Raw genomic sequence first — 2,328 nt, 5'->3', positions numbered from 1 at the left:
GTGCCGGACCCGAGATGGGATGGCCCCGAACCCGGCTCAACATCAAGCCAGCAGCTACTTTGTCGCACACCTGGTGAAGGCAGCCCCGTATTCGATCACCCATTCTGCACGTCGTAGCGACACCGGCAGAACATCATCTCGCGATGAAAGTCTTTGCGACACGCAGCGTACGCGATGGCGAAGGCATCCGTCTGCTGCTCGGCCGGCTGCGCATCACCAACGCGGCCGGCGTGGATAGTGCTTCGTCATGATCCACATCCTTCTCACCGAAAAAGCAGCATCAAACCCGGGACGGTTCAAGGGGATCTACTGAATACTTTCGTCACAAGTGTCAAAAAATAGCCTAGGGTTGAGGAATGGCTCCGACACCATGGAACCCCGAGACCACGGCCGTCATCTGTGTGGAATGCCAGAACGGTGTACTCGGCCCTGACTCCGTTCTGCCCGCCTTGGCCGCCGCCAGCTCCGACCTCGTATCCGGCGTGCGCCGACTTCTCGATTCCGCCCGTCAGTTCGGCGCGCGAGTGGTACATGCGACCTACGAGGGTAACCTCGGCGGCCGGCCGACTGGGACGGCACGCATCTGGCGGGCGCTCGGTCCGGCAACCGCAGAGTGGGCACCCGGAAGCGCTTCCACCACAGTGCTTCCCGAACTGCTGGCGCCCACCGATCTGGTGCTACCGCGCCATCACGGTCTATTCCCCACGCTCGATTCCGAATTACTGCCGGTGCTCAAGGGCTTGGGCGTGAGCACCATCGTCCTTGCCGGCGTTTCGCTGAACCTGGCGATCACCCACACCGCCGGGCATGTCACACAGGCCGGTTTCGACCTCGTCGTCCCGCGCGACGCAGTGGGTGGAACCCCCAAGGAGTATGCAGAACAGGTGCTGGACAACACTATTGCTGTGCTGGGTCGGCTGACCACGATCGATCAGCTGGTCGGCGAATGGACGTAGGTCAGGTCTGACCGTTAACCGTTCGCCACAACATCTCGGTGGCCGCCATCAGCACCGCTTGGCGCGTCGTCGACGGGATCTCGTTGTGGCGAACCATCAGCCACGAGCGCTCGAGCATCGCCATAACCACCAGCCCCGTTGCCACCGGGTCGAGGTCGGGTGGTGTCGGCGCGATCTTCGCGATGCCCTCACCGAGTGCGGCGGCGGTTCGACGGTGCGAGCGGGTGACCGCGGCGCGGAATTTACGATCGGGAGGCATGTCCTCCGTGGAGCGGATGACGAACGCACCGTTGCGGTCGAGGTAGCTGAAGTACCCGGCAACCCAGGCCTCGATGTCCGCCCTGTTGGGAGGGCTCCCCTGCTCCATGAAACCTTCGACGACCGCGAGCGCTTCGCGGTAGGTATCGGTGCCGAGTTCGATGAAAAGCTCGGTCTTGTCGGAGAAGTAATAGTAAAAATTCGCCCGGGTGACCGGCGCGAGGTCAGTGATGTCCCTAATGGTGACGCCCGAGAAACCCTTGCGCGCGAACGCAGTCCGCGCAGCGTCGAGGATTGACTCTCGGGTGCGGTCGGCCTTTCGTGTTGGCCGCCGGCGCGAGCCTTCAGACGCCATGGGTTACCGGTTCGGCCACGGCCTGCGGTTCGGGATAGAACCCGCTCGCCCACCGGCGCAGCGCGCGAAAGCCCGCCCCCTCCGAGGTTGCCAGGCCCGGCCGTTCGAGATACTTCTGGTGCTCCCAGATCCGGATGTCGTAGGGTAGGGCGAGTTTCGCCGCGGCCAGCCGCGCCTCGAAATCACCCGGGCCCTCTGATGGTTCCTCGCTGATCCAGTAGCCGGCGAAGATGTCGGATCTGGTGTCGTCCACCGGTGTCGCGCAGATCGAGATGACCCGGATTCCGTCGCGGACGTGTTCGCCGTTGTAGCTGACACCAACGCCTGACCAATAGATCTCGATCGTGTTCATCGTGTCGCCGTCGCGGTCCAGGCCGACGGTCCACCTCCGGCCGAAGCCGACCTTGGCCGACCAGGTAGAGCTGTCGGTACTCTCGCGCAACACCACGGGACTGATCGGGGTGCCGTGTACGAACTGGAAGTGGTGCGGGTCGACAGCGTTCTCGGCGATGACCTGGGGATGCACCTTCACCCGCTCGTGCCGCGTCCGACAATCGGCACCAAACGGGTGGAACCGCCGCGAGCGGACATGATCGCCGAGCACCGCGAAGGCATCTGGCGCTTCCCATAATGGCTCCCTACCGGCGCTGTCATGCCAGATCAAGATTGAGTCGTTGAGCTCTGCGACCGGATAGGAACGTACTCGGCGAGCCTTATTGGGCCGATCCTGGTAGGGAATGTGGACGTTGCGTCCGGCGC

The 2,328-nt window shown here is 63.5% G+C and carries 3 protein-coding genes and 1 pseudogene; 2 read left to right on the top strand and 2 right to left on the bottom strand.

Going from position 1 to position 2,328, the window contains the following annotated elements:
* Together WAN71_RS19395 and WAN71_RS19390 are read left to right on the top strand one after the other, a co-directional pair.
* Window positions 1–233 (top strand): annotated as a pseudogene (locus WAN71_RS19395) (hypothetical protein); the annotation flags it as partial.
* Between the two features lie 123 nt (window positions 234–356).
* Complete coding sequence (locus tag WAN71_RS19390; protein WP_422226885.1) at window positions 357–956, top strand: isochorismatase family protein; 600 nt, start codon at window positions 357–359, stop codon at window positions 954–956.
* 1 nt (window position 957) lies between these two features.
* On the opposite strand, the gene WAN71_RS19385 is transcribed toward WAN71_RS19390, so the two are convergent.
* Both WAN71_RS19385 and WAN71_RS19380 read right to left on the bottom strand, forming a co-directional pair.
* Window positions 958–1,569, bottom strand: coding sequence for a TetR/AcrR family transcriptional regulator (locus WAN71_RS19385; RefSeq protein ID WP_422226884.1), 612 nt, complete (start codon window positions 1,567–1,569; stop codon window positions 958–960).
* Window positions 1,559–2,328: Rieske (2Fe-2S) protein (locus WAN71_RS19380; protein ID WP_422226883.1), on the bottom strand; the 770-nt coding region annotated here is incomplete at its 5' end. The genes WAN71_RS19385 and WAN71_RS19380, both read right to left, overlap by 11 nt.

Origin of the sequence: Mycobacterium sp., assembly GCF_049280035.1 — a bacterium.
Classification (GTDB): Bacteria; Actinomycetota; Actinomycetes; order Mycobacteriales; family Mycobacteriaceae; genus Mycobacterium.
Note: the sequence above shows the minus strand (reverse complement) of the source record. Positions and strands in the feature narration are given on the sequence as shown.